At 65.7% G+C, this 24,286-nt stretch carries 27 protein-coding genes; 6 read left to right on the top strand and 21 right to left on the bottom strand.

Going from position 1 to position 24,286, the window contains the following annotated elements; all coding sequences use genetic code 11:
- Positions 1 to 47 precede the first annotated feature (47 nt).
- Positions 48 to 1,073 carry a tRNA epoxyqueuosine(34) reductase QueG gene (queG, locus tag F4U94_RS08595; protein ID WP_120252230.1) on the bottom strand — a complete coding sequence of 342 codons (1,026 nt, stop codon included), beginning with the start codon at positions 1,071 to 1,073 and terminating at the stop codon, positions 48 to 50.
- A gap of 55 nt (positions 1,074 to 1,128) precedes the next feature.
- Here queG and F4U94_RS08600 point away from each other — a divergent pair, with 55 nt between their 5' ends.
- The gene (locus F4U94_RS08600) at positions 1,129 to 2,106 is read left to right on the top strand and encodes an ABC transporter ATP-binding protein (protein WP_120251253.1); all 978 of its coding nucleotides are present in this window, start codon (positions 1,129 to 1,131) and stop codon (positions 2,104 to 2,106) included.
- Entirely contained in the window at positions 2,103 to 3,293 is a 1,191-nt protein-coding gene (locus F4U94_RS08605) for an ABC transporter permease (protein ID WP_120251252.1), read from the top strand. The genes F4U94_RS08600 and F4U94_RS08605 overlap by 4 nt, the downstream gene beginning before the upstream one ends.
- A gap of 3 nt (positions 3,294 to 3,296) precedes the next feature.
- Here the strand turns inward: F4U94_RS08605 and F4U94_RS08610 are convergent, their stop codons facing one another.
- The 13 genes from F4U94_RS08610 to htpX form a co-directional block, all read right to left on the bottom strand.
- Complete coding sequence (locus F4U94_RS08610) at positions 3,297 to 5,066, bottom strand: hypothetical protein (RefSeq protein WP_120251251.1); 1,770 nt, start codon at positions 5,064 to 5,066, stop codon at positions 3,297 to 3,299.
- Positions 5,044 to 5,442: a GtrA family protein gene (locus F4U94_RS08615; protein ID WP_120251250.1), complete on the bottom strand. Its 399-nt coding sequence runs from the start codon at positions 5,440 to 5,442 to the stop codon at positions 5,044 to 5,046. The genes F4U94_RS08610 and F4U94_RS08615 overlap by 23 nt, the downstream gene beginning before the upstream one ends.
- A gap of 5 nt (positions 5,443 to 5,447) precedes the next feature.
- Positions 5,448 to 6,971: an NAD(P)/FAD-dependent oxidoreductase gene (locus F4U94_RS08620; RefSeq protein ID WP_120251249.1), complete on the bottom strand. Its 1,524-nt coding sequence runs from the start codon at positions 6,969 to 6,971 to the stop codon at positions 5,448 to 5,450.
- Positions 6,972 to 7,237: 266 nt separating this feature from the next.
- Positions 7,238 to 7,570: a UrcA family protein gene (locus tag F4U94_RS08625; protein ID WP_120251248.1), complete on the bottom strand. Its 333-nt coding sequence runs from the start codon at positions 7,568 to 7,570 to the stop codon at positions 7,238 to 7,240.
- Positions 7,571 to 7,747: 177 nt separating this feature from the next.
- Positions 7,748 to 9,337, bottom strand: a complete 1,590-nt coding sequence (gene purH, locus F4U94_RS08630) for a bifunctional phosphoribosylaminoimidazolecarboxamide formyltransferase/IMP cyclohydrolase (RefSeq protein WP_120251247.1) — start codon at positions 9,335 to 9,337, stop codon at positions 7,748 to 7,750.
- Between the two features lie 155 nt (positions 9,338 to 9,492).
- On the bottom strand, positions 9,493 to 9,771 hold the full coding sequence (locus F4U94_RS08635) for a type II toxin-antitoxin system RelE/ParE family toxin (RefSeq protein WP_120251246.1): 279 nt from the start codon (positions 9,769 to 9,771) through the stop codon (positions 9,493 to 9,495).
- Positions 9,768 to 10,046, bottom strand: a complete 279-nt coding sequence (locus F4U94_RS08640) for an antitoxin of toxin-antitoxin stability system (RefSeq protein ID WP_120251245.1) — start codon at positions 10,044 to 10,046, stop codon at positions 9,768 to 9,770. Before F4U94_RS08640 ends, F4U94_RS08635 begins: the two co-directional genes overlap by 4 nt.
- Positions 10,047 to 10,112: 66 nt before the next feature.
- Positions 10,113 to 11,879, bottom strand: coding sequence for a heparinase II/III family protein (locus F4U94_RS08645; protein ID WP_120251244.1), 1,767 nt, complete (start codon positions 11,877 to 11,879; stop codon positions 10,113 to 10,115).
- Complete coding sequence (gene rpe, locus F4U94_RS08650; protein WP_120251243.1) at positions 11,876 to 12,538, bottom strand: ribulose-phosphate 3-epimerase; 663 nt, start codon at positions 12,536 to 12,538, stop codon at positions 11,876 to 11,878. Before rpe ends, F4U94_RS08645 begins: the two co-directional genes overlap by 4 nt.
- A 123-nt stretch (positions 12,539 to 12,661) precedes the next feature.
- Positions 12,662 to 13,153, bottom strand: a complete 492-nt coding sequence (locus F4U94_RS08655; RefSeq protein WP_120251242.1) for a diguanylate cyclase family protein — start codon at positions 13,151 to 13,153, stop codon at positions 12,662 to 12,664.
- 50 nt (positions 13,154 to 13,203) lie between these two features.
- Positions 13,204 to 14,514, bottom strand: a complete 1,311-nt coding sequence (locus F4U94_RS08660; RefSeq protein WP_120251241.1) for an RsmB/NOP family class I SAM-dependent RNA methyltransferase — start codon at positions 14,512 to 14,514, stop codon at positions 13,204 to 13,206.
- 25 nt (positions 14,515 to 14,539) lie between these two features.
- Positions 14,540 to 14,860: a hypothetical protein gene (locus F4U94_RS08665; protein ID WP_120251240.1), complete on the bottom strand. Its 321-nt coding sequence runs from the start codon at positions 14,858 to 14,860 to the stop codon at positions 14,540 to 14,542.
- Positions 14,860 to 15,813: a zinc metalloprotease HtpX gene (gene htpX / locus F4U94_RS08670; RefSeq protein ID WP_172598791.1), complete on the bottom strand. Its 954-nt coding sequence runs from the start codon at positions 15,811 to 15,813 to the stop codon at positions 14,860 to 14,862. Before htpX ends, F4U94_RS08665 begins: the two co-directional genes overlap by 1 nt.
- A gap of 90 nt (positions 15,814 to 15,903) precedes the next feature.
- On the opposite strand from htpX, the gene F4U94_RS08675 reads away from it, so the two are divergent.
- From F4U94_RS08675 to F4U94_RS08685, 3 genes are all read left to right on the top strand, one after another.
- Positions 15,904 to 16,077 carry a DUF1674 domain-containing protein gene (locus F4U94_RS08675; RefSeq protein WP_120251238.1) on the top strand — a complete coding sequence of 58 codons (174 nt, stop codon included), beginning with the start codon at positions 15,904 to 15,906 and terminating at the stop codon, positions 16,075 to 16,077.
- Between the two features lie 173 nt (positions 16,078 to 16,250).
- Complete coding sequence (locus F4U94_RS08680; protein WP_172598790.1) at positions 16,251 to 16,718, top strand: hypothetical protein; 468 nt, start codon at positions 16,251 to 16,253, stop codon at positions 16,716 to 16,718.
- A gap of 172 nt (positions 16,719 to 16,890) precedes the next feature.
- Positions 16,891 to 17,769, top strand: coding sequence for a UTP--glucose-1-phosphate uridylyltransferase (locus tag F4U94_RS08685; RefSeq protein ID WP_120252228.1), 879 nt, complete (start codon positions 16,891 to 16,893; stop codon positions 17,767 to 17,769).
- Between the two features lie 15 nt (positions 17,770 to 17,784).
- Here F4U94_RS08685 and F4U94_RS25345 read toward each other — a convergent pair whose 3' ends face one another.
- From F4U94_RS25345 to F4U94_RS08710, 6 genes are all read right to left on the bottom strand, one after another.
- Positions 17,785 to 17,916, bottom strand: coding sequence for a hypothetical protein (locus F4U94_RS25345; RefSeq protein ID WP_269462511.1), 132 nt, complete (start codon positions 17,914 to 17,916; stop codon positions 17,785 to 17,787).
- Positions 17,917 to 18,050: 134 nt separating this feature from the next.
- A complete protein-coding gene (gene ssb, locus F4U94_RS08690) occupies positions 18,051 to 18,665 on the bottom strand; it encodes a single-stranded DNA-binding protein (protein WP_120251237.1) in 615 nt (204 codons plus the stop codon).
- A 97-nt stretch (positions 18,666 to 18,762) separates the two neighbouring features.
- Complete coding sequence (gene feoB, locus F4U94_RS08695) at positions 18,763 to 20,616, bottom strand: ferrous iron transporter B (protein ID WP_120251236.1); 1,854 nt, start codon at positions 20,614 to 20,616, stop codon at positions 18,763 to 18,765.
- On the bottom strand, positions 20,613 to 20,885 hold the full coding sequence (locus F4U94_RS08700) for a FeoA family protein (protein ID WP_120251235.1): 273 nt from the start codon (positions 20,883 to 20,885) through the stop codon (positions 20,613 to 20,615). Before F4U94_RS08700 ends, feoB begins: the two co-directional genes overlap by 4 nt.
- Before the next feature lie 103 nt (positions 20,886 to 20,988).
- A complete protein-coding gene (locus F4U94_RS08705; protein ID WP_120251234.1) occupies positions 20,989 to 21,654 on the bottom strand; it encodes a COQ9 family protein in 666 nt (221 codons plus the stop codon).
- Between the two features lie 10 nt (positions 21,655 to 21,664).
- Positions 21,665 to 22,546, bottom strand: coding sequence for a DMT family transporter (locus F4U94_RS08710; protein ID WP_120251233.1), 882 nt, complete (start codon positions 22,544 to 22,546; stop codon positions 21,665 to 21,667).
- Between the two features lie 73 nt (positions 22,547 to 22,619).
- Here F4U94_RS08710 and F4U94_RS08715 point away from each other — a divergent pair, with 73 nt between their 5' ends.
- On the top strand, positions 22,620 to 23,714 hold the full coding sequence (locus F4U94_RS08715; protein ID WP_120251232.1) for an alkene reductase: 1,095 nt from the start codon (positions 22,620 to 22,622) through the stop codon (positions 23,712 to 23,714).
- Between the two features lie 144 nt (positions 23,715 to 23,858).
- On the opposite strand, the gene ribH is transcribed toward F4U94_RS08715, so the two are convergent.
- Positions 23,859 to 24,281, bottom strand: a complete 423-nt coding sequence (gene ribH, locus F4U94_RS08720; RefSeq protein WP_120251231.1) for a 6,7-dimethyl-8-ribityllumazine synthase — start codon at positions 24,279 to 24,281, stop codon at positions 23,859 to 23,861.
- Positions 24,282 to 24,286: the final 5 nt, after the last annotated feature.

A 24,286-nucleotide genomic window follows, 5' to 3' on the forward strand; every position in this document is an offset into this window, starting at 1 on the left:
TCCCTTAGCAGGGAGGGGAGAAATACCGGCCGCTCTTTCCCCGCCGTTTACCCCGTCAGCTTCCCGATCGCCCATGTCGCCGCTTCCGCCACGACCGGGTCTTCGTCCGCGACCAGCGCCTCCAGCCGCGCCAGCAAACGCGTGTCACCGCTATTGCCCGCCGCGATCGCGGCGTTGCGGACCATGCGGTTGCGGCCGATGCGCTTGATCGGGGAACCGGAGAAAATCTCGCGGAAGGTCGCGTCGTCCAGGTCGAGCAGGTCGCCGATCGCCGGCGCGGCCAGTTCGGCGCGGCCGATAAACGCCTTGTTCGCGGCCGCATGGTCGGCGAACTTGTTCCACGGACAGACCGACAGGCAATCGTCGCAGCCATAGACGCGGTTGCCGATCCCGGCGCGCAAATCCTCCGGGATCGGCCCCTTATGCTCGATGGTGAGGTAGGAGATGCAGCGCCGCGCATCGACGACATAGGGGGAGGGGAAGGCGTCGGTGGGGCAGGCGTTGATGCAGGCGCTGCAACTGCCGCAATGGTCGCGCTCGCCGCCATCGGGTTCCAGCGCCATTTCGGTGTAGATGGCGCCCAGGAACAGCCAGCTTCCATGGTCGCGGCTGACCAGATTGCTATGCTTGCCCTGCCAGCCTAGGCCCGCGCCCTGCGCCAGCGGCTTTTCCATCACCGGCGCCGTATCCACGAACACCTTCAGGCTCCCCGCCTGCTGCTCCACCAGCCAGCGGGCCAGCGCTTTCAGCGCTTTCTTGACGACGTCATGATAATCCTTGCCCTGCGCATAGACCGAAAAGCGCGCCCGGTCGGGCACATCGGCCAGCGCCAGCGGATCGCGCCCCGGCGCATAGCTCATGCCGAGCATTATGACGCTGCGCACGTCGGGCCACAGCCCCTTGGGCGACCCCCGCTGCTCGGCCCGATCCTCCATCCACAGCATGTCGCCATGATGGCCCGCGTCCAGCCATTGGCGCAGCCGCTCCCCGGTCCTGGGCGCGACATCGGCGGGCGCGATGCGGCAGGCGGCAAAGCCCAGCCGCGCCGCTTCCGCCTTCAGGCGCTGTTCCAAGGGTTCGGCCAAGGTTTTAATAGGCACGGGCACGGGTCCAGACTATCAGGGCGGGATGATCGGCGACATAACGGCCTCGTCCCCCGCCTCCATCCCGGCCTATGCCGTAGAGGGGCATGGGCTTGTCAAGACTTTCGGCAGCTTCCGTGCGGTGGATGGCATCGACATCGCCGTGCCGGCGGGCACCATCTATGGCGTGCTCGGCCCCAATGGCGCGGGCAAGACGACGCTGCTGCGCACGCTGCTGGGCATCATCGACCCGGATGAAGGGCATCGCACCCTGCTGGGCGAGGCGCAGCCGCTGCGCATGGCGAGCCAGGTCGGCTATCTGCCCGAAGAGCGCGGCCTCTACCCCTCGATGAAGGCCTATGAAGCGGTCGCCTTCATGGGCGCGCTGCGTGGTCTGCCGCTGGCCGAGGGACGCAAGCGGGCGAAGGCGATGCTGGACGCGCATGGCATGGGCGCGGCTATGGACAAGCCGATCCGCCAATTGTCGAAGGGCATGGCCCAGACGGTGCAGCTGTTCGGCACCATCGTCCATGGTCCCCGGCTGATCGTACTGGACGAGCCTTTTTCCGGTCTCGACGCGATCAATCAGGAGAAATTGGAGGCGCTGATTCGGCAGCAGGCGCGCGATGGCGTCACCATCCTCTTTTCCACCCATGTCATCGCCCATGCCGATCGGCTGTGCGAGCGGATCGCCATCGTCGCGGGCGGGCGCATCCGGTTCGAAGGGACGCCGGGCGACGCGCGCGACCGGCTGCGGTCGCAGGTGCGGCTGCGCACGCGGACGAGCGATGGCGCCTGGCGCCGCGCTTTGCCGGCCGACACGATGGCGGAGGAGGGGACATGGCATTTCGCCCTGCCCGACGAAGGGATCGAACCCTTGTTGCGCGCGCTGATCGACGGGCAGGCGGGAATCGAAAGCCTGTCGATCGAGCGGCCGGGCCTGCACGACGCCTTCGTCGCGATCGCAGGCGAAGCGGCGGCGCGACAGATGCAGGGTGACGGGACGCAGGAGGTGCAGCCATGATGCAGTTGTGGCGCGCCGCCTTCGTCATCGCCCGGCGGGATTTTACCGCCGTCGTGTTGTCGCGGACCTTCATCCTGTTCCTGCTCGGGCCGATGCTGCCGATCCTGATCGGCTTTGCCTTTGGCGGGCTGGGCGACAAGATCAGCAGCACCGATCTGCGCCCGATCGTGGGTGTCGCCATGTCGGCGGCGGACGCGGGCGCGCTGGAGCGGGCGCATGATCGGCTGGCGCAGCGGATGGGCGACCAGTCCTTGCCCCGCCTGCGCACGGTGCCGTCCGCACCCGCGCCGCGCATCCAGCTGGCCCGGCCGGATTCGGAGGTGGTGGCGATCCTGTCCGGTTCGCTCAATCGCCCGGTGCTGACCGGCAAGGCGGAGGATCTGGACAAGTTGCAGGGCGATATCAGCCTTCTGTCCACGGCGGCCCTGACGGAACGCACGCTGAAATTCGTGACCGTCGAACGGCAGGAAGTGACGACCAGCCTGGGCGCGCAGGCGCAGGCGCGCTTGCTGATCGGCCGGGTGGCGCAGGTGGTGATGTTCTTCCTCACCATATTGCTCGCGGGCATGATCCTGTCCAATCTGGTCGAGGAAAAGACCAACAAGATCATCGAGATATTGGCCGCCGCCGTGCCGATCGACGCGATCTTCCTCGGCAAATTGATGGCGATGCTGGCGATGAGTTTCGTGGGCATCGCCTTTTGGGGCGGCACGGCCTTCGCCATCTTCCTGGGCCTGCATGGCGGGGGCGGGCCGTTGCCGGCGCCGGCGGTGGGCTGGCCGCTCTTCCTGCTGCTGGCGGTGCTCTATTTCGCGATGGCCTATACGCTGCTCGGCTCGCTCTTCCTGGGCATCGGGGCGCAGGCGGCGACGGTGCGTGAGGTGCAGACATTGAACATGCCGATCACCATGGCGCAGATGCTGATCTTCTTCTTCGCCAGCTATGCGGTCGATCATATGGGGTCGCCGGCGGAGGTCGCGGCCTGCATCTTCCCGTTCAGTTCGCCCTTCGCCATGATCGCGCGGGCGGCGCAGGACGGGGCGGTCTGGCCGCATCTGGTCGCTCTGGTCTGGCAGGTGAGCTTCGTGGCGCTGATCATCCGGGTGGGCGTGCTGTTGTTCCGCCGGCATGTGATGCAGTCGGGCGGCAGCTGGTGGAAGCGGCTGTTCAGGCCGGCGACCCGTTGATCCTTAGCGCATTTTGAAGTCCGCTTTGATCCGATAGAGGCGCAATGGCGCCTTGGTGGGTATCGGTTCCAGCCAGGCGGGAATCCTGCCCCTGGCGAGCAGCGCTGCCAGCCCCTTGGCATTTTCCTGTCCGTAAAGCCGATATTCGGTCAGGCCGTCGCAGGTCAGGATGTAGCGGGCGCGGGTTCGGCCGATCACGATGCGCGCTTGATCGGGCACATCGACGAAACCTTCGATCACGGCGGTGATGCCGGCCGCGTTGCGATGATGGGCGGTGCCGATGACGCTGTGGTGCGTCTGGACGAGAATGTCGGGGCCAAGGTCGAGCGGCGCGAACAGGGTGCTTGTGGGAAGCGCCTTGAGCGGGGCCAGCACGGAGGCTGCGCGGCAATTGGCGCTGACGGCCTTGGCAGGCTCCGGTTTGGCGGCGATGGCCACCCAGGCGGCGCACAGGCCGGCAGGCGTCAGCAATACCAGCGCGACCGACCCCAGCACCCGCACCAGCGCCATGAGGGATGCCTGCGCCTTGTCGAACAGGCGCAGCAACAGCCAGGCGATACCGGGCAGGGCAAAGACATGGGCGACCGACAGCGCCCGCATCACCAGCAACGACACAAGGGTCGCGCCGGCCAGCAGCATCAGCAGCGTCAGCCAGCGCATCCGCGCTTCGCCATGGGTGTGCCGCGCGGCCATCAGGCTGGCGCCAAGGCCCAGCAGCGGGGGCAGCAGGATAACGCCCTGCATCGACAGGCTCTGTTCCCAGATCGGCCGGCCTTCCATGACTTGCAGATACCAGAGCCGGTAGGCCACCGGGCCCAGCGCGGCGAAGGGATCGCCCGACAGGCATGGCCCGCCGGTGACGAGGAAGGTGGCGATGGCTGCCCCGCCGCCGATCGCGGCGATCAGGAAGCGGGATCGGGCGGTTGCGGTGCCGATCAGCCGGGCCGCGATCGCCGTCGCCAGCGCCAGCGCGACCAGCGGCCAGAGATAGACGAAGGACAAGGCATCGCACTGGCGCGCCAGCAAGGCTTGCGGCCCGCGCAACAGGGCGAGCAGTATGAGCGCGGCCCCGCCCAATGTCAGCGCAAAGCCTATGAAGCGCGGCGCCTGATCGCGCGCATGCCAGTGGCGCAGGGCGAAAGTAGCACCGAACAGCGCACCATAGGGCAGCGCCTCGCTCGAAATCTGGAGCCAGAGGGCGATCGCCAGCCCCGCGACGATGCCGCCGCGCAGGGGCCGGGTATCGATCGCGCCGCAGAGCGCCAGCGCCGCCAGCATGATCTGCCAGCCATGATGGTCGATGCGCAACGGGGTGAATTGCACCAATATGCTGGGCGCGGTCAGCAGCAGCGCGACGCCGAGCAGGGCGATGCCACTGCCGGCCACGCGGCGCGCGGCGATGAACAGGGCGGCAGTCAGCCCGCCCAGCAACAGCAGCGGCACGGTGGCGCAGGCGACCAGTTCCGCGCCGGCCGCGCCGATCATGGGGGTGAGCAGCAGCATCAACGCCGCGATGGGCATGTCGACGATTCGCGACCAGTGCATCGGGCCGCCGACCGGCGGGTTCACGCGATGCTGGCTGACATCCCAAAAGGCTTGCCCGCCGATCCAGTCGCGCACCTGCGCCAGCCGCATCGCATCATCAGGATCGCGAAAGCCCAGCGTCGGCAGGTCGCCCCGAAACAGCCAGAGCATCGCCATGCTGCACAGCAGCCATAGCAGCAGCGCCCATAAGGTGGCGCGCGGGGCGTCAGGCGCGCGCGAAAATGCCATATTTGCGAATCGCATAGACGGACAGGAAACTGACCGGCACCGACAAGAGCTTGGCAATGGCAGGCAGGATGCCGACGGCGCTCAGCGCGCCGACCAGCACCATGGTGATGCCCATGCCGACACCGGCGCTCAGGACGAAGCCGATGCGCTGCGCATGCGTCGGGCCGTCCGTCAGGTCGAAGACGAAGCGGACGGAAATGATCCAATGGACGATCAGGCCGACCAGATAGCCGCCCAGCGCGGCCATCATCGGCGCGGCGCCGCCATGGTCCAGCATCAGGAAGGTGGCGAAATCGCTGCCCAGCGCGCAGATGCTCGCCAGCAGATAGCGGGCGAACATCAACCGTGCCAGCAGCGCGCCGATCCGCGCTGTCATGCGCGTCAGGCGGCCTTCAGGCGCGAAGGGACCGCGCGGACGCTGGACAGGGCAGCCTGTGCGTCGGCGTCCTGGCCTTCATCGCCAGCCTCATGATATTCGGCATCTTCATTGACCTGCCACACGTCATGGACGCGCGCGCCCGCGACGATGTTGCGCACGGTCAGCATCGCCGTCATCATCGCATGGTCCTGATTATTATAGCGGTGCATGCCGTTGCGGCCGACCAGATGCAGCGTGGGGTAACGGGCTTCCAGTTCGCTGCGCATCGCCAGCACATTGGCGGCATAATCGTCGTCATAGACGGGATAGGCCTTTTCCTGACGCACCACTGCGCCGCCCACGACATCGTCGGGGCTGCAGAGGCCAAGCTGCGCCATTTCGCGGGTAGCGAGCGCGATCAGGTCGGCGTCGGGCGCGGACCACAGGCCGTCGCCCTCGAAACAGAAATATTCGAGGCCCACGCAGGCCAGCGAAGGATCGGGCACCATTTCGGGCGACCAGCTGCGGAAATTCTGGATGCGGCCGACCTGCACCTTGCTGTCGTGGATATAGATCCAGTTGTCGGGGAAGATATCCTCCCCCTTCACCATCAGCGCCACGGTCAGGAAGTCGCGATATTTCAGCTCCATCGCCTGCGGCAGCGTCTCGGGCAGGGGGTGAATACGGCCCGCCAGCTCGCGCATCGGCGCCGACGAAATCACATGGGCGGCATCGATGGTGACGTCGCCATCCGGACCGGTCGCGATCAGGCGCCAGCGCTCGTTCGCCTTATCCTCTTCCAGCCGCTTGAAACTGTGCGCCATCAGCACCTGGTTGCCGCCTTCGACCACCTTGTCGCGCGCGGCTTCCCACATCATGCCGGGGCCAAGGCGGGGATAGCGGAACGTCTCCAGCAGCGTCTTGGTCGCCATGCCGTCATTGGGCTTCTTGTTGAGGCCAAGGCTGCGCTTCAGCCCATCGACCACCGCGCCCCAGAGCGACAGGCCCTTGATCCGCTGCGCCGCCCAGTCGGCCGACATTTCGTTGCAGGGCATGCCCCACACCTTCTCCGTATAGGTTTTGAAGAAGATGGAGAAAAGCTTGTGGCCGAACGCGTTGACGGTCCAGTCCTGAAAGGAGCGGACGTTGCGGTTCGGGAAGAGCCGGGCCTTGGCGAAACTCGCCATGCAGAGCGTCGAGCGCCAGATGCCGAGGTTCCACAGCGCTTCGAACGCGCGAAGCGGATAGCTGTAGAATTTGCCCTCATAATAGATGCGGCTCATCCGCGGACGCTGGATGAAATCGTCGGGCAGGATTTCATTCCACAGATCGACGACCTGCTGCGACTTGGAGAAGAATCGGTGTCCGCCAATATCGAATCGGAAACCGTCCAGTTCAACCGTGCGGCTGATGCCGCCGACATAGACCGGGTCTTTCTCGATCACCGTGACGTTAAGTCCCTGCTTTGTCAGCAGATAGGCGGCGGTCAGCCCGGCCGGGCCGGCACCGATGATGGCAACGTCGACGCTGTGATCGGTACGCGGCATGGCAGGCAGTTCCCCGAGAGATATTTCGTGCCTCCGGGACTGAAGGAAATCCTCTAAGGAGTGGTTAATAGGCGGTAAGCATGACGGGCTGCCCACGACAAAGGGCCGCTCCAATATTGTGGAACGGCCCTCGCCATTTCCCTTCGTGGGGAAATGATTCGGCGATTTGGAGCAGCCGATGCGATTGCATCGGCTCGGCTGCTCCAAGTTTTTGGTTTGCCGCGTTTTCCGAGTCAGCAGGTGGTTCCACCTGTTTAGAAAACGCTCTAGCTCTGGCGCTGGGCCAGGGTGCTCAGATCGGCGCGCGCCCCGTCGATCGCGCTGCCATAGCAATCGCGATAGCCGTCGGTAGCGGGCAGGACCGATCCGTTCACATAGCCGCATACCTGCTTGGACGCGCGGACAATGCGGGAATCGGCGCGGCGCATGCCGTTGGTGCTGGCAAGGTTGAGGTCGGCCACCGACACGGCGATGCTGCGCGTTTCGGTGCCGGCATGGCCGTCCACCACCACATCCATGTCGTTGCTGCCGGCGCTCGCCACGCCGGGCAGCGCAAGGGCCATCGTGGCGGCCAGCGCCACCCACGTCTTTCTGGTCATCCTATATCTCCTGTCGAACATGTTTTTATCGTTCGCCCCACGTCTGACGTGGAAGTAGGGTCGCCCCTATAAATAAGCGTGCCCGGCAGGGTTGAAAAGAGGCCACTTCACAAAAATTGGCGGTTTTCCGCGATTTTTGCGGGTGCGAAGACTTTGCCTTCGCACCCGCAACAGCTTTTAGTGGCGGAAGTGGCGCATGCCGGTGAAGACCATGGCGAGGCCGGCGTCGTCCGCAGCCGCGATCACTTCGTCGTCGCGGATCGAGCCGCCCGGTTGGATCACGGCCGTCGCGCCGGCTTCCACCGCGGCCAGCAGGCCGTCGGCGAAGGGGAAGAAGGCGTCGGAGGCGACCGCCGATCCGATCGTGCGCGGCGTCGCCCAGCCGGCCTTTTCGGCGGCGTCCTTCGCCTTCCACGCGGCGATGCGTGCGGATTCGAGGCGGTTCATCTGGCCCGCGCCCACGCCGGCCGTGCTGCCGTCCTTGGCATAGACGATGGCGTTGGACTTCACATGCTTGGCCACGGTCCAGGCGAACAGGCAGTCCTTCAATTCTTGGCTAGTCGGCGCGCGCTTGGTGACGACCTTCAGCGCATCCTGCGTCACCTGGCCATTGTCGCGGCTCTGGACCAGCAGGCCGCCCGCGATGCTCTTGATCTGCAGGCCGGGGCGGGCCGGATCGGGCAAGTCGCCGGTCAGCAGCAGGCGCAGATTCTTCTTCTTGGCAAAGATCGCTTTGGCTTCGTCATCGGCGCCGGGCGCGGCGACGACTTCGGTGAAGATGCCGCTGATCGCTTCGGCGGTCGGGCCGTCGAGCGGGCGGTTGACGGCGATGATGCCGCCAAATGCCGATACGCTGTCGCAGGCGAGCGCGGCTTCATAGGCTTCGATCAGCGTCTCGCCGGTGGCCACGCCGCAGGGGTTGGCGTGCTTCACGATCACCACGGTCGGCGGGCCATCACGAAATTCGCTGACCAGCTCCAGCGCGGCGTCGGCGTCGTTATAATTATTGTAGCTCAGTTCCTTGCCCTGAATCTGCTCGGCCTGGGCGATGCCCTTCGCCGACGGGCCGACGGGCAGATAGAGCGCGGCCGACTGGTGCGGATTTTCGCCATAGCGCAGGGTCGAACCCAGCTTGCTCGCGACGGCCAGCGTTTCGGGGAAGGCGGTGCCCTGATCGGCGAAGGCGAACCAGCTGGCGATCATCGAATCATAGGCGGCGGTGGCGGCATAGGCCTTGGCCGCGAGCAGGCGGCGGAAGTCGTAGCTGGTTGCGCCGCCCTTCTGCGCCATTTCCTCGATCAGCCGGGCATAGTCGGCCGGATCGGTGACGATCGCGACGCTTTCATGATTCTTGGCGGCAGAGCGGACCATCGACGGGCCGCCAATGTCGATATTCTCGATAATTTCGTCGCGGTCCGCACCCTTGGCGACCGTCGCGGCGAAGGGGTAGAGGTTGACGACTACCAGGTCGATCGCGCCGATGGCATGTTCGTCCATCGACGCGACATGCTCGGCATTGTTGCGCACGGCCAGCAGGCCGCCATGCACCTTGGGATGCAGCGTCTTGACGCGGCCGTCCATCATTTCGGGGAAGCCGGTCAGGTCGGAAATATCCTTCACGTCCAGGCCGGCTTCGCGCAGTGCCTTGGCCGTGCCACCGGTCGACACCAGTTCGACGCCATGACGCCCAAGCGCCTCGCCCAGTTCGATGAGGCCGGCCTTGTCGGACACGGACAATAGGGCGCGCTTGATGGTGACGTCAGTCATGAGGCTGTGGCTTTCCTATGGCAAAGAGCGGTACGGCTTTGCGCCGGTCCCTTAGTGCCAGATGGGGCAAAAATACAGCCCCGAGGCATGTTTGTGCCGATGAGAAGGGCAGGGGTGCGATAGCGGACGGGAAAGGATGGCTTTTCTGGAACCCGTCATTCTGGCGGCCATTGCCGTGCGGCGTGGACGATGGTCAGAATCCAGACGATATCATCCCGCACTTCATAGACGAGCCGATAGTTCCGATGGGGGCTGATTTCGCGCGTACCGGCAACCAGTCCCGTGTGGCCGATGAAAGGAAAGTCGGCCAGTCGTCGGGCCGTGTCGCTAAACGCCTTGTCCATCCGGATAGCGGCATCGCTATTGTCGGCAGCGATATGGTCCCAAATGGCGACGCGGTCGTGTCGGGCCTGGGCCGACCAGCGGACCTTCATTCGGAGCGGGTGGCCGCCGCGCGCCGTGCCGCGAATTGCGCTTCCACCTCTTCGTCCGTCAGGCTGTCGCCTGCTGCGATCGCTGCCCGCGCATTGCCGACCTTGGTTTCCAGAAAGGCCTGATAACTGCGCTTTTCCCGTTGTTCATGGATGAAACCGCGCATCAGTTCGCGCAGCACCTGCGATGCCGGGCGATGGAGCGCGCTGGCTTCGGCCATGAAGTCGTCCCTAAGGTCCGCTTCCAACTTCATCGTGAACAAAGCATCTTTGGCCATGGCAGATCCTTTCGTCATGACATCGTATATACGATGTTCATACCAACCGCTAATGGCTATGCCCGTTCAGTTCATCCGCTTGAAGATCCAGCCGATGCTCGATCCGCCGGGCAGCGCTTCGGCGGTCACGACCAGCTGACGGGTCGGATGCGGGCGTCCGTCGCCATCGACCCACAGGCTGTCTTCGACGCTTAGTGCGCCGGCGCCCGCGCGAAACTGCCAGAGTGGGCCGAGGTCGATGCGCAGCAGCGCGCCCATATTGTCGGCGGTCAGGGTGGGTTCCACGCCCGGCGCCAGATGGAAGCGCAGCTGCACCGGCTGTTTCGATGGCTTGCGGCGGCGCTCTGCCGGGGTCAGCATATCCTCGCCGCGAATTTCCTTGCCGTCGCCGCTCATCAGCAGCAGGCGGCGATGCACATAGCCCATGCGCCGGACATAGCCGTCATGAGACAGGTCCAGCCGGCTGCCATTGTCCAGCTCCTGCCGGTTCAGCTCCACCTCGGTCACGCCTTTGCCCAGCGTGCCGTCGGGCAGCAAAGCGGTGGAATTGCTGTCGTTCAGGACCAGCGTGCTGTGCGCCGCCGTGGTGCGCAGGCCCTGCGCCAGATCGCGGGGAATCCACGCGCCTTCCAATGCCGCGCCGCCGCAATTGACGATCAGGCGCAGCGGCCCGTCGCTGATCTCGATTGCGCCGGTCGATGCGCAGCCGGCCTCGGCCAGCCGCGCGACCGGCGGCGGGGCGGCGTCGATCTGCACCACGGTCGCGCCGGCGGCGATCCGTTGATAGCCCCAGTCGCGCGCCTGTCGCAGCGGCCGGGCGCGCACCCGGCTGGCGCCGACCACGGCAGCCACCGCATCCGGCGCGATCGCGCCAGCGCCCTGCCAGCTGCCAAGCCCGCCATCGCCATGGGTCAGCCCCAGCAGGGCCGGCACCGCGCGCGCCAGCCCTTCGCCAAGACAAGCGGGCGCCGGTTCGCGCCGCACATCATAGACGGCCTGCACCATGGACAGCAGCATCACCGCTTCCAGCTGTGCCAGCGGGGATCGCGACACGATGCCGCCATCGGCGTGAAAACCGCTGTCGATCGCGCGCTTGAGGCCCGCTTCGCCGAACAGCTTGCGCGCATTGCCGCCGGGGATCAGCAGAGACGCTGCGACGATGCCGCTCCAGGCGACGAGCCGGGGAAGTCCCATCGGCCCCTTGTCGGCGCTGCGATCCAGATGCCGGGCGGTGCGCGCGATGCAGTTGAGGACGAGCGAGCGATAGACTAGGTCGCTGGACGAGAGGATCAGCGGCGCATGGGCGGTCCAGAACAGCAGGCGCCAGCCGGCATTGTCCGCGCGCCAGGCCGGCTCGCTGGGCGTTTCATGATGGGTCGCCAGCCATTTGCGCATCACCGTTTCGGCGATCGGCGCCCCCTGTTCGCGCGACGCTGCGCTGGACAGGTCGCGCAGCCAGCGGAAGCTGTGCAGATAATCGGCGAAGGCGGGGCCGACCGTCAGCCGGGCAAAGTCCAGCTTCTCGACCGGCAGCTTCTGTCCCCGAAACAGGAAATAGCCCGCCCGCATCGCCGCGCCTGCGCGCCCGTCGCCGGGAATGGCGTCGTCCGGCACGGCCAGCAGCTTGAGCGGATATTTGCCCTTCAGCTTGCGGCCGTGGATCGGCGTCTTCCAGCTGAGCAGATAAAATTGATTGGCGATCTTCTGGGCCAGCGACAGCCCCTTGTCATCCGCGACGCGGATGAGCCGCTTGCCCTGCTCTATGCTGTCGTCGGCCGCCTGCGGGGCGGTGTCGAGCGCGGAGCGGGGAGAGATGCGCCGGGGTTCGCTCACCCGCCCCGCAGCTTCCGGATATTGTCGGCATAGGCGTCAGGCCCGCCGCGGAAGGTGGCGGTGCCGGCGACCAGCACGTCGGCGCCGGCCGCGATCGCCTTGGGCGCGGTCGTGAAATCGATGCCGCCATCGACCTGCAAGTGAATGTCGCGACCGGTCTTGTCGATCATCTTGCGGATCGCCTCGATCTTGCGCAACTGGTTCTCGATGAAGCTCTGCCCGCCGAAACCGGGATTGACGCTCATCACCAGGATCAGGTCGACATCATCCATCAGATAGTCGAGCATCTTGGCCGGCGTACCGGGGTTCAGCACCACGCCCGCCTTCACGCCCAGCGACTTGATATGCTGGACGGAGCGGTGGATGTGCGGCCCGGCTTCGGGATGGACGGTGATGATGTCGGCGCCAGCCTGGGCAAAGGCGTCCAGATACAGGTCCACCGGAGAGATCATCAGATGGACGTCGAACGTCTTTTGCGTGTGCGGGCGCAGCGCCTTCACTACGGCCGGGCCGATGGTGATATTGGGCACGAAATGCCCGTCCATGACGTCGATATGCACCCAGTCGCAGCCAGCGGCGTCGATGGCGCGGACCTCCTCACCCAGGCGGGCGAAGTCGGCGGACAGGATGGAGGGCGAAATGAGAATAGGACGGGTCATTAACCGTTCGCCTTAATCACCGCCGGGGCGCAGGGCAACGGACATTTTCAGGCGAGTCGCGATTGTTGTTTGGAAGCCGCACCAGCCCTCTCCCGCGCATTTTTCAAATCGACTCCAACCCCTTTAAAGCATGACGAAAATCGTGGGATCGAGGCGCTGGGAAGCGACCGCGCCTTTGGGCAGCAACTGCTTGACGCCATGCAGGCCGATGACGTCGTCAACCTCGTTCAGCACCGGCGCGGCGATCAGGCGCATCGCGCATTCCCCCATGCCGTCGGCCTGATGAATATCGACGTCCAGCGTGAAGCCGCGCTTGTGGCGGATGGCATAGGCGCGCAGCCGCTCCATCGCCTCGCGCGAATCCGGGGCGTAGAGGGAGGCGGAGAGCGGGCGGGAGACTCTGCTGTCCCGTTCCAGCCCGAAGATATCATAGACCCCCGCCGTCCAGCTGATGCTGTTATCGCTCAGGTCGCAATGCCACAGGCCAAGCCCCCGTTCGGCCAGCGCCGCATCGTTGCGGGCGATGCTGGAATCGAGCAGGACGGGGGCAAGATGCGCACGCAGGTCGTAGAGCGGCCAGCTATGATGCAGGGGTAGAGGCTCGATCGGACGCATGGCGGACCTTAAAAACAAGAGCCTTTCCATAGGCTAATCTTGGTTAAGGCTTAGTTTGCCTGTCTGGCAAGCCGCGCGATGAAAAATCCGTCGGTGCCGCCCTGCGCCGCCAATGTGTCGGGCAGGGTGCGCAGCCAGCCTTGCTCCGTCGCCGCCATGCCTTCGGGCAGTTCGGCCGGGTTGATCGGCAACAGGGCAAAGTCGGGATGGGCGGCCAGAAAGCGTTCGACCTGCTCCTCGCCCTCGGCCCGCTCCAGCGAACAGGTGGCGTAGATGATGTGCCCGCCCGGCTTCAGCCAGCCGGCGGTGCGGGCCAGCAATTCACCCTGCAACTCCGCCAGCTCCGCAATCTGGCGCGGGCCGATGCGGTGCAGCACGTCGGGATGGCGGCGATAGATGCCGGTCGCGGTACAGGGCGCGTCGAGCAGGATCGCGTCGACCGGCGCTTCCGGCTGCCACTGGCGCAGGTCGGCTGCCGTCACTTCGGCGGACAGGCCCGTGCGCGTCAGATTTTCGCTGAGCCGCTCCAGCCGTTTCTTCGACTGGTCGATGGCGGTCACGCGCCATCCGGCCGCCGCCAACTGCATGGTCTTGCCACCCGGAGCAGCACACAGGTCCAGCACGGTGCGATCCTCGCCCGCTCCCAGCAGCCGCGCGGCGCAGGAGGCCGCGATATCCTGCACCCACCAGGCGCCCTCGGCGAAGCCGGGGAGGTCGGGAATATGCGTGCCTTCGGGCAGGCGGACATGGCCGGGCGCGAAGGATGTGCCACCCAATTGCGCTGTCCAAGTCGCTGTCTCACTGGCCTCGCGCAGGCTGACATCGACCGGCGGTCGCACGCCATAGGCATGGGCGGCGGCCTGCGGCATCGCATCGCCCCACTGGCCGGTCCAGCGTTCCGCGACCTGCGCCGGCAAGGTCGGGGGCACGGGCAGGCTGGGTTCGCCGCGCGTCACCGTGCCGAACACGCCATGGACCAGCTTGCGCGGGCCGCCATCGACCAGCGGCAGGGCGGTGGCGATCGCGGCATGGGGCGGGGTGTCGAGCGCCAATGTCTGGGCGAGCGCGATGCGCAGCACCATCCGCGCCTTGGCATCGTCGGGCAGCACCTGTTTCGTCGCGCCGTCGATCATCGCGTCGAGATCGGGCAGATGGCGCAGCACTTCGGCGGCGATGGCATGGACCAGTGCGCGATCGGCCGGCGGCAATCCCTGCGCCGCGCCATGCAGCGCCAGTTCCAGCGGATCGCCCCGTCGCAACACCGCGTCCAGCAGCTTGAGCGCTGCACGGCGGGCGGGAAAGCCTGGGACGTCGTCGGCGCGAGGGGGCTTGGGGCGGCTGCGATCTTGGGGGCGGGGCATCAGCGGCCCCTACGCGCTTTCGCCGTCAAAGAAAATGGGAGACGCCAAGGCCGATTGCGAAGAACAGGGCGACCCAGAAGAGGATGCCGACCCATAGCGCTAGCCAGTCTGATCGGCGGGGCTTGGGATGGCTCCCCTTGGGCACGACCCGTAAGGATGAAGGGATGCGTTTTGTGCCGAAGGTCGCAACGGCGATCACCCGCCGGCCCACCCCATGAAAGAAGCGGGCGGTATGACCTGAAAATATATGTTCGGCGACCATGCCGACCGCCTGCAAGGCATCGACTGCGCCCACCACCAGCCGGCCGGTGAAGGCAATGGCCTCGATCACTTCGTCGATCGGCATCAGCGCCCGTTTGGGTCGAGGGCGCTGCGGCGCCGTGGCTGGTCCCTGGGCGGCGCGGTATGGGGAGATAGGGCCGAAGCACGCGGCGCTGCCGGCATTGCCGGGGAACGAAGCGCCGGCGCGCCCATGTCGGCGGCGATATCCTGCAAGGCGGCGATGCGCTTCTCGGTCGCGGGGTGGGTGGAGAACAACTCGCTCACATGGGTTGGCACGATATAGAGCTGTGCCGCCGCCGGATTGCGCTCCGCCACCGGATTGGGGATGCGTTCGGCCTGTCCCGATATCTTGGCGAGGGCGGAGGCGAGCGCTTGCGGGTTGCCGCTAATCTCCGCTCCGGCGCGGTCGGCGCCATATTCGCGGGTGCGGCTGATCGCCGTCTGCACGATCATCGCGGCAAAGGGCGCGACGATCACCGCCAGCAGACTGGCGATCATATTGCCATGCCCATCCCGGTCGTTGCCGCGAAAGAAGAGGCCGAAATTGGCCAGCATCGAAATGGCGCCGGCAATGGTCGCCACCATCGTCATGATCAGCGTATCGCGATTCTTCACATGGCCTAGTTCATGCGCCATCACGCCTGCCACCTCGTCTCGGCTCAACATCGCTAGCAAGCCGCTGGTCGCGGCGACAGCGGCGTTTTCGGGGTTGCGGCCGGTGGCGAAGGCGTTGGGCGCGTCCTGATCGATGATATAGACGCGCGGCATCGGCAGCACGGCCCGCTGCGCCAGATCGCGCACCAGATTGTAGAAATCGGGCGCGCTGTGCGCATCGACTTCCCGCGCGTCGTGCATGCGCAGCACGATCTTGTCGGCGTTCCAGAATGTGAAGAGGTTCATGCCTGCCGCCGCCAGCAGCGCGATGATCGCCCCGCCGCTGCCGCCCAGCGTATAGCCTAGCGCCATGAACAGCGCCGTCAGCGCCGCCAGCAGCATGGTCGTCTTCATCCCGCTCACTTGCACTCCGCTCCTTTGCGGCCCAGATAGCGGGCCTCAGCCATGAATATGGGGTGGATCGGCCCCGTTCGCAATTGAAAGGCCGCACTTATGGGAACCTTCAACGGCAAGCGCCCGGCGCATGTGAAGCCGCCCGCCCACCTGTCCAAAAACCCGCCCGTGCCGCAGGCCGACGCGCTCGACGCGCCCTCGCGCCATGAGGAGGAACTCAGCCCGGTCCGCTATGGCGACTGGGAGCGCAAGGGCATCGCCATCGACTTCTGATCCGCTAAATCCTTGACTCCATTCGTCTGATTCCGCTCGCCATGCTCCGCTCGCCGTCGATTATGCACGGCTGCCGATGGCCCGTGCCGCGCCTGCGGGGAGCCAAGCGCCCCTGCTCTGGCCTTTTATCCCGCAAGGGCTGAAGGCTTGAAGCCAAGAGGAGATTTTGGGGCGTGGGCGTACATTTGGTTTCGGATGTGAATGTGAAGTCGGTTTCGGGCTATGCGCCGGAAGATGCGGCGCTGCTCTGCGCGGTCGGGCGGCTCGTCTGCGCCTGGACGATGCTGGAACAGAGTCTGGAAGCCAAGATCGGGCTGTTGCGAGAGGGCATGGGGGACGTTCGCGTCGTGGGCGCCCGCACGCGGCCCAGCATGGCCAAGCTGATGACCGAATTGCGCACGATGGTGGCGATGCGTGATCGCCGCAACGCCAGCGCATTGACCGAGATTTCCGCGATCGAGCGCGACATACAACGGATCGACCGGTTCCGTGCGCTGATCATCCAGGGTTTTCATCATCCCGAGGAGGGCGGCTTCACCTGCCGCGACGGACGCAACAATATCCAGCATGTCGCGTTTGAGCATCTGGACGGTGAAATTGCGGCGCTGGAAAGCGTCGCGAACCGTCTGCTCGCGGTCTGAAAATGGCGGGGGTGGGTGGTGTTTCCGCACCACATGCTCCACGTCATCTTTCGGACGAATGTCTTCATGCGTTCTGCGTGATTTCATCATAGTTTAATATTTGCGTGGCGCTTGACCTTTCGTGTCTGGACGGCAATCCAAAGCCGGGTCGCGTCCGCGCAAAGGGGAACCCATTTTGACCAAGCCAATTCGCAAAGCCGTTTTTCCCGTCGCTGGCCTTGGCACGCGTTTCCTGCCCGCGACCAAGGCGGTGCCCAAGGAATTGCTGCCGGTGGTCGATCGCCCGTTGATCCAATATGCGGTCGATGAAGCGCGCGAGGCGGGCATCGAGCAGATGATCTTCGTCACCGGTCGCGGCAAGGGCGCGATCGAGGATTATTTCGACATCGCCTATGAGGCGGAGGCGACCCAGCGCGAACGCGGCAAGGATCTGTCGGCGCTGGACGGTACGCGGCTTGAGCCCGGCAACGCGGTCTTCATCCGCCAGCAGGAGCCGCTGGGTCTGGGCCATGCCATCTGGTGCGCGCGGGACATTATCGGCGACGAACCCTTCGCCATCCTGCTGCCCGACGAGTTCATGAAGGGCGCGCGCGGCAATGGCTGCCTCAAGCAGATGGTCGATGCCTATGAGAAAGTCGGCGGCAATCTGGTCTGCGCGCTGGAAATTCCGATGGACGATACGCCCAATTATGGCGTGATCGATCCGGGGACGCGCGACGGCGCATTGACGCAGGTGAACGGGCTGATCGAGAAGCCTGCGCTCGGCACCGCGCCGTCCAACCTGATCGTTCCGGGCCGTTATATTCTCCAGCCGGAGGTGATGAAGATCCTGGAAACCCAGGAAAAGGGTGCGGGTGGCGAGATTCAGCTGACCGACGCGATGGCGGCCATGATCGGCAGCCAGCCCTTCCACGGCGTTACCTTCGAAGGCCGCCGTTTCGATTGCGGGTCCAAGGCCGGCTATATCGAAGCGAACCTGGCGCTGGCGCTGGAACGGCCGGATCTGGGCGAGCATATCCGCGCCTTCGCGACCGAAGAACTGGCCCGCTGATCGCCCAATATCGGGTCAGAGGGCGGGGATCAGCCGGATGATCAGCAGCGCAAGGCCCGACAGGGCGATGAAGCTGCCGATCGCCAGCTGCGCGGGGTGGACAATCTGCCGGACCGGCACGGCGATGGCTGTTTCGATTTTGCTCATGGTGCCGATATGGGCGCGCACCGCTCTTTTGTCTCACGCATCCTTCCGTTCAGACTGACCGGCTGGAACGATCATAAAGAAAAAGGCGGCTTCCCAACGGGAGCCGCCTTTTCTTTGATCGCTGTACGACAGGCTCAGAACGGCACTTCGTCGTCCAGGTCATTGTCGAAATTGGGGCTGCCGGCGCGGCTGGAACCGCCGCCGCTGCTGGCGCCACCCTGGGCGCGACCGCCGCCAAAGCCACCGCCCTGGTTGCCACCGCCGCCCGAGCCGCCACCGAAATCGTCATAGTCGCCGCCGCCAAAGCCGGCCGATCCGCCCTGCCAGTCGCTCACGCCCTGCTGCGAGCGACCACCGCCACCGCCATAGCCGCCGCCCTGGCCGCCACCGCTGCCCGGCGCGCCGTCCAGCATGGTCAGCACCGCGCCCGGACCCGACAGCGACACTTCCGTCGTATAACGGTCGTTGCCGGACTGGTCCTGCCACTTGCGGGTGCGCAACTGGCCTTCGACATAGATTTTCGAGCCTTTACGCAGAAAGCGTTCCGCGACCCCGACCAGCCCTTCGCCATTGATGACGACGCTGTGCCATTCGGTGCGCTCCTTGCGCTCCCCGGTCATGCGGTCCTTCCAGCTTTCGGACGTGGCGATACGCAAATTGCATATCTTGCCGCCATTCTGGAAGCTCTTGACCTCCGGGTCGGCGCCCAGATTGCCGACCAGAATGACCTTGTTGACCGAGCCTGCCATGATTCCTCCGAAAGATTAGCTGGCCCTTATAGCGGCGCGCGCCGGCAAATCCAGCCAGCTCGGTGCGTTGCGACAGGCTTTGCGGACCAGCCGATCCCTAGCCCAGCCCCAGCGCGATCGCCGTCCAGTAGGTGATGCCTGCCGCAACATAGGCCAGCACGAACAGATAACCGACCATGAAGCCGGTCCATTTCCAGCCCGCCGTCTCGCGCCGCGTCACCGCAATGGTGGAAATACATTGCGGCGCAAAGACGAACCAGGCGAGGAAGGCGAGCGCGGTCGCCAGCGACCAGCGCCCCTGCAACCGTTCGCCCAGCCCCTTGTCCAGCGCCTCCACATCGTCCTCGGCATCGATCGCATAGACGGTGGCGATGGCGGACACGGCGACTTCGCGCGCGGCCATGGATGGCAGCAGGGCCAGCGAAATGTCGCGGTTGAAGCCGATCGGTTCGACCAGCAGATGGATGCCGCCGGCGATCCGGCCGGCGATCGAATATTCGCTCTGGCGCACGCCGTCGGGCGCCTTGGGAAAGCTCATCAACACCCATAGCACGATGTTGGTGAACAGGATGATGGTGCCCGCGCGCTTCAGGAAGATCACCGCGCGCTGCCACAGGCCGATCAGCAGATCCTGTAGTCGAGGCCACTGATATTTGGGCATCTCCATCAGGAATCCGCTGCTCTGCCCCTTCGTCACGGTCAGGCGCAGCGCCCAGGCCGCGACCAGCGCGCCGACGATGCCGAAGACATAGAGCAGGAACATCACCAGCCCTTGCAGGCCGATGCCCCAACCAACCGTGCGGGCCGGGATGAAGGCGCTGATGATCAGGCCATAGACCGGCAGCCGCGCCGAGCAGGTCATCAACGGCGCGATCAGGATCGTGGTCAGCCGGTCCTTGGGATCGGAAATGGTGCGCGTCGCCATGATGCCCGGCACGGCGCAGGCGAAGGAGGAGAGGAGCGGGATGAAGGCCCGGCCCGACAGGCCGACCCGCGCCATCAGCGCATCCATGATGAAGGCGGCGCGGGCCATATAGCCGGTCGCTTCCAGAATCAGGATGAAGAAAAAGAGGATCAGGATCTGCGGCAGGAAGACGATCACCGCGCCCACGCCGCCGACCACGCCCTGCAACAGGAAATCGTGGACGATGCCCGGCGGCAGCGTGTTCGTCACCGCTTCGCCCAGCGCCGTCACCCATCCTTCCAGCATGTCGGCGGGCGCGCTGGCCCAGCTGAACACCGCCTGGAACATCACGAACAGCAAGGCGAGCAGCAATACGAAGCCGGCGACGGGGTGCAGCAGCACCCGATCCACCGCCGCCGTCAGCCGCCGCGAGGGCGTTTCCCGCACGATCGCCGCGCGGGCGATCCGTCGCGCTTCGGCGCGCACCGTGTCGAAATCGCGGGCGCCGTGGCCAGCATAGGGCCGGGGCGCGCCGTTCATCAGGCCGTCCAGTTCCTGGCGCAGATGATCGAGGCCCCGCTTGCGCACGGCGACGGTCGACACCACCGGCACGCCCAATTCGCGCGACAGGATATGGGCGTCCAGTTCCAGCCCGTCGCGGGTGGCCAGGTCGACCATGTTGAGCGCCACCACGGTGGGCAGGCCCAGCGCGATCAGTTCCAGCGCAAAGCGCAGATGATTGTCCAGGTTCGACGCATCGACCACGATGACCAGCGCGTCGGGCCGCTTCTCGCCATCCTGCTTGCCCAGGATGACGTCGCGCGTCACCTGTTCGTCCGGGCTGGTGGGATCCAGGCTGTAGGTGCCGGGCAAATCGACCAGTTCGACCGGGCGACCGTCGGTCAGGGCCAGCCGGCCCGCCTTGCGCTCCACCGTGACGCCCGGATAATTGCCCAGCTTCTGACGGGCGCCTGTCAGCGCGTTGAACAGCGCGCTCTTGCCGGCATTGGGATTGCCGACCAGCGCGACCAGCGGCAGCGCGCTCATGCCGGTTTGTCCTGCGACCCGACGCCGTCGGGGCCGGTGCGCACCGTAACGGCGGCGGCGTGGGTGCGGCGCATGGCGATGGTCATGCGGCCGACCTTGCACGCGATCGGTCCCTTGCCCAGGAAACCGCCATGGTGCAGCGCCTCCACGCTCGCCCCCTCGCACAAGCCATATTCACGCAAGCGCTGGCCTTCGGACGGGGTAAGGGCGGACCAGTCGATCAGATCGACATAAGCGGGTTGCCGCAACGGCAGTTCGGTCAGGCGCAAAGCTATGGACTCACAGTCTATTTTTGCGAGTGACTATCAATACCGATTGGTTAACGCCAGAAAAAACGCGTTTCCAGCCAATTGCCCGATCGAATTGTGCCGCTCAGATTGCGGGATAGCGCAGCCGCCCGATGAAGCGGGAGAGGCTGAGGTGCTCGCCGCCGCCCACGCCCTTCAGCTTGGCCTTGGCCTTTTCGAACTGCATCACATTCTCGATGCGCCGGCTCAGGAAGGCACGGCTGTCGGCATGGCCTTCGCTTTCATCGTCCACGAACACCAGCAGGGTCGCGGCATAGACGGCGGTCAGCGTCGTGCGCTTGCTATAATGGTTGAAATCGACGGCCGTGTCGCCCGCCGCGCGCCACATGACGTCGGCCGCGCGCCAGCCCAGCTTCCCCGCGCGCACCGCATTGGTCGGCAGCGCCAGAATCGCGATCGCGCGGCGCAGCGCTTCCCTGTCGGGCGCCAGCAGCGTCAGCCGCGCCTCGATCAGCGCGATGATCTTCTTGCGGATCGACAACGCCGCCAACTCGTCCGTCGGCACGGCCGCGATCATGCCGGCGTCGATGCTGGCGAACCAGGCGTCGATCATGTCGACGGGACCATCGGCAAAGGCGAGCGCGGCGATATCCGGGTCGATCCCCTTTTCCTGCGCCGCCATCGTCACTGCTTGACGGCGCCAGCCGTCGAAGGCGGCATGGCGCGCCAGTGCCGGTGCCAGCAAGACGCGGATTTCGTCGAGAGTGAGATCGTCCTGTGCTTCGCTCATATACCCTTATCTAGGCCCGTGACGGCAGGCGCACAAGCACCAGCGCGGCCGCGACGGCGCCCATGCCGATGAGATCGACGGGACTGAGCCATTCGTCGAACAGCAGCCAGCCCAGCAATGCAGCCACCGCCGGTTGCAGCAACAGGCTGACGCCCACGATCAACGGCGAAAACCAGCCGATCGCATAGGTGAGCAACCCCTGGCCAATGATCTGGCTCGACAAGGCCAGGATGACGAGCGGCGTCCAGTGGCCGGGCATCACCCGTTCCCCCAGCATCAGCGCGAAGGCCAGCAGCAAGGGCGCGCTGACCGCGCTGGACACGGCGAGGATCGACCAGCTTTCCAGCCGGCCGCGCGCCCGCTGCACCACCAGCAGATAGGCGGTATAGAGGATGCCGGCGAGCAGGCAGAGCAGATCGCCCTTCAGATTGCCGATCGACAGGTCGTAACTGCCACCCATCATGATGAGCGCGCCGATCGCCGCCAGGCTGAGCGCCGCCGCCTGCATCCGCTTTGGCTTTTGGCGCAGCACCAGCAGCGCCCAGGCCGGCAGGAACAGCCCGCTCAGATTGCCGAAGACGGTGGCATTGGCGACCTTTGTATAGACGATGCCAAGATGCCAGGCGGCCAGATCCGCCGCGAAGAGCGCGCCTGCCAGCGCCAGTGCGCCCCATTCGCCGCGTGTCGGCGGCATGCGGGTCAGGCCCGGCCGCGCCAGCAGCAGCAAAAAGGGCAGGGCGATCGCCAGCCGCCAGAAGGCCGCCGCCACCGGCCCCACATCCGACAGGCGCACCAGCACCGGCCCCAGCGGCAGAATCAAATTCGCCAGCAGCAGCGCCGGAAAGGCAAGGCGCGGCATGTTTATGTGCGCGGCGGGGGTTGAACTGGCCATGGCCGCTCCCTAGCTGGCTTTGTGCACCAAGTCCCGTTGCAAATTGCAACTTTGTTATAAGGGAGCCTTATTGATGACGACCCTGTTCGATCCGATCCAGCTGGGCGCCGTCGGCGCCGCCAACCGCATATTGATGGCCCCGCTCACCCGTGGCCGGGCGACCCGCGCCCATGTGCCCACGCCCATCATGGCGGATTATTATGCGCAGCGCGCGTCGGCCGGCCTCATCATAAGCGAGGCGACGGGCATCTCGCAACAGGGGCTTGGCTGGCCCTATGCACCGGGCATCTGGTCCGACGAGCAGGTGGCCGCATGGCGACCGGTGACGCAGGCCGTGCATGACAAGGGCGGCAAGATCGTCGTCCAGCTCTGGCACATGGGCCGCGCCGTCCACAGCGCCGTGACGGGCGAGCAGCCGGTATCGGCCAGCGCCACCGCCGCGCCGGGCGACGCGCATACCTATGAGGGCAAACAACCCTATGAAACCGCCCGCCCGCTGGCGCTGGAGGAAATTCCCGGCATCATCGAAACCTATGTCCGCGCCGCGCATAATGCGATCGCCGCCGGCTTCGACGGGGTGCAGCTCCATGCCGCCAACGGCTATCTGATCGACGAATTTCTGCGCGACAACAGCAATTTCCGCGATGACATCTATGGCGGCAGCATCGAAAATCGCGTCCGCCTGCTGCGCGAAGTGACGCAGGCGGTGGCCGATGCGATCGGCGCCGATCGCGTGTCGGTGCGCCTGTCGCCCAATGGCGAGACGCAGGGTGTGGACGACAGCGATCCCGCGACCCTGTTCGCGGCGGCCGCCGACGTGCTGGACGCGATCGGCATCGCCTTCCTCGAACTGCGCGAGCCCGGTCCGGACGGCAGCTTCGGCGCGACGGACGTGCCGCGCCAGTCGCCGCTCATCCGCCAGCATTTCAAGGGGCCGCTGGTGCTCAACAGCGATTATGACGCGGAGCGGGCGCAGGCGGATCTGGCCAGCGGCCTGGCCGATGCGATCAGCTTCGGCCGCCCGTTGATGGCCAATCCCGACCTGGTGGAGCGTTTACAGGACGGCGCGCCGCTCAACCCGCCGCAGGTGATGACGACCTGGTACGGGCCGGGCGTCGAGGGCTATACCGACTATCCGACGCTGGAACAGGAAAAGGCGGCGGCGTAAAGCTGTCCGGAACGGGCGTAATTTTGACGTCGCCCCGGGCTTGACCCGGGGTGACGAGATTTGTGAATGTCCGCTCCCCATGCCCGACAAAAAAGGGGCGGCTCCATCCGGAACCGCCCCTTTTTTATCCACAAGTCACGTCGATCAGGCGCCGAAACGGTCCCGCAGGGCCAGCATGGCGATCGCCGCCTTGGCCGCTTCGCCGCCCTTGTCCTTCTGATCGGGGCGGGCGCGGACTAGCGCCTGCTCTTCATTTTCGACGGTCAGGATGCCGTTGCCGATGGCGATGGCGTCCATGCTGAGCGCCATCAGGCCGCGCGCGCTTTCGTTCGACACGACTTCGAAATGATAGGTTTCGCCACGGATCACCACGCCGATCGCGACGAAGCCGTCGAAACGGCCACTTTCCGCCGCCAGCGCGATCGCGCCGGGGATTTCCAGCGCGCCCGGCACCGTCACGACCTCATATTTATGGCCGGCTTCGTCCAGCGCCGCCTTGGCGCCTTCGATCAGCAGGTCGTTGAGATGGTCGTAGAAGCGCGCTTCGACGATCAGGAATTTCGCCATGATGT

The sequence above is a fragment of the Sphingobium limneticum genome (assembly GCF_008710155.1).
Taxonomy (GTDB): domain Bacteria; phylum Pseudomonadota; class Alphaproteobacteria; order Sphingomonadales; family Sphingomonadaceae; genus Sphingobium; species Sphingobium limneticum.

What these genes read in the sequence shown, in the direction of transcription:
- F4U94_RS08600 (WP_120251253.1), top strand. Translation starts at nt 1,129, where the DNA reads ATGATCGGCGACATAACGGCCTCGTCCCCCGCCTCCATCCCGGCCTAT.
- F4U94_RS08605 (WP_120251252.1), top strand. Translation starts at nt 2,103, where the DNA reads ATGATGCAGTTGTGGCGCGCCGCCTTCGTCATCGCCCGGCGGGATTTT.
- F4U94_RS08610 (WP_120251251.1), bottom strand. Translation starts at nt 5,066, where the DNA reads ATGGCATTTTCGCGCGCGCCTGACGCCCCGCGCGCCACCTTATGGGCG.
- F4U94_RS08615 (WP_120251250.1), bottom strand. Translation starts at nt 5,442, where the DNA reads ATGACAGCGCGGATCGGCGCGCTGCTGGCACGGTTGATGTTCGCCCGC.
- F4U94_RS08620 (WP_120251249.1), bottom strand. Translation starts at nt 6,971, where the DNA reads ATGCCGCGTACCGATCACAGCGTCGACGTTGCCATCATCGGTGCCGGC.
- F4U94_RS08625 (WP_120251248.1), bottom strand. Translation starts at nt 7,570, where the DNA reads ATGACCAGAAAGACGTGGGTGGCGCTGGCCGCCACGATGGCCCTTGCG.
- purH (WP_120251247.1), bottom strand. Translation starts at nt 9,337, where the DNA reads ATGACTGACGTCACCATCAAGCGCGCCCTATTGTCCGTGTCCGACAAG.
- F4U94_RS08635 (WP_120251246.1), bottom strand. Translation starts at nt 9,771, where the DNA reads ATGAAGGTCCGCTGGTCGGCCCAGGCCCGACACGACCGCGTCGCCATT.
- F4U94_RS08640 (WP_120251245.1), bottom strand. Translation starts at nt 10,046, where the DNA reads ATGGCCAAAGATGCTTTGTTCACGATGAAGTTGGAAGCGGACCTTAGG.
- rpe (WP_120251243.1), bottom strand. Translation starts at nt 12,538, where the DNA reads ATGACCCGTCCTATTCTCATTTCGCCCTCCATCCTGTCCGCCGACTTC.
- F4U94_RS08655 (WP_120251242.1), bottom strand. Translation starts at nt 13,153, where the DNA reads ATGCGTCCGATCGAGCCTCTACCCCTGCATCATAGCTGGCCGCTCTAC.
- F4U94_RS08660 (WP_120251241.1), bottom strand. Translation starts at nt 14,514, where the DNA reads ATGCCCCGCCCCCAAGATCGCAGCCGCCCCAAGCCCCCTCGCGCCGAC.
- F4U94_RS08665 (WP_120251240.1), bottom strand. Translation starts at nt 14,860, where the DNA reads ATGCCGATCGACGAAGTGATCGAGGCCATTGCCTTCACCGGCCGGCTG.
- F4U94_RS08675 (WP_120251238.1), top strand. Translation starts at nt 15,904, where the DNA reads ATGGGAACCTTCAACGGCAAGCGCCCGGCGCATGTGAAGCCGCCCGCC.
- F4U94_RS25345 (WP_269462511.1), bottom strand. Translation starts at nt 17,916, where the DNA reads ATGAGCAAAATCGAAACAGCCATCGCCGTGCCGGTCCGGCAGATTGTC.
- ssb (WP_120251237.1), bottom strand. Translation starts at nt 18,665, where the DNA reads ATGGCAGGCTCGGTCAACAAGGTCATTCTGGTCGGCAATCTGGGCGCC.
- feoB (WP_120251236.1), bottom strand. Translation starts at nt 20,616, where the DNA reads ATGAGCGCGCTGCCGCTGGTCGCGCTGGTCGGCAATCCCAATGCCGGC.
- F4U94_RS08705 (WP_120251234.1), bottom strand. Translation starts at nt 21,654, where the DNA reads ATGAGCGAAGCACAGGACGATCTCACTCTCGACGAAATCCGCGTCTTG.
- F4U94_RS08710 (WP_120251233.1), bottom strand. Translation starts at nt 22,546, where the DNA reads ATGGCCAGTTCAACCCCCGCCGCGCACATAAACATGCCGCGCCTTGCC.
- F4U94_RS08715 (WP_120251232.1), top strand. Translation starts at nt 22,620, where the DNA reads ATGACGACCCTGTTCGATCCGATCCAGCTGGGCGCCGTCGGCGCCGCC.
- ribH (WP_120251231.1), bottom strand. Translation starts at nt 24,281, where the DNA reads ATGGCGAAATTCCTGATCGTCGAAGCGCGCTTCTACGACCATCTCAAC.